Below are 645 nucleotides of genomic sequence, written 5' to 3'. Positions count from 1 at the left end.
CATGGAATGTATCGGAGGAACCTTTTTACCGGCTGGATTTTATTCCTTCGCTGAAGGCGAGGCTAACATACGGCTTCAGCGGAAATTTGCCTACTGATCAGTCGGCTTCTCCTATCATCTCCTATTCGGCTATATCGGATAGCCGGGTGGGTTTACCTTTTGCTTCGATCACCAATCCGCCCAATCCGTCGCTGAGATGGGAGAAGGTGGGCATGCTGAATGCAGGGATCGACTTCTCGCTGAAGGGGAACCGGGTTTCGGGAAGCGTGGAGTATTTTTCGAAGAACGTGAAGGATATGCTGGGGACGGAGGCAACGGATGCCACCAAGGGTTTTTCGACGATCATTAGTAACAGTGCTAACATGGTGGGAAAGGGTGTTGATGTGAGTTTGAATACGCTGAACACCGATAGGGCGCTGAAGTGGAGGAGTTCGCTGCTGTTCAGTTATGTAAAGAACCGGTTGAAGCGGTTCCTTTCGGCTCCTTCTCTTTATGCTTCTACTTATATTGGTACGGGCGGTTCTATCCTGCCTTTAGAAGGGAAAATGCCTTCTATGGTGGTGAGCTATAAGTGGGCGGGCCTGTATGGGGAGACTGGCGACCCGCAGGGATACTTTAATGGCGGACTGAGTACGGATTATTATT

At 50.2% G+C, this 645-nt stretch carries 1 protein-coding gene; it reads left to right on the top strand.

The genetic code is table 11. The features are described from left to right. A partial coding sequence (locus ACNOHI_RS25010; protein ID WP_420477434.1) for a hypothetical protein occupies window positions 1-645 on the top strand: 645 nt, incomplete at both ends.

It is taken from the genome of Noviherbaspirillum sp. ST9 (genome assembly GCF_048799745.1).
Classification (GTDB): domain Bacteria; phylum Pseudomonadota; class Gammaproteobacteria; order Burkholderiales; family Burkholderiaceae_D; genus Noviherbaspirillum.
This window is presented reverse-complemented; position numbering and strand designations above follow the sequence as displayed.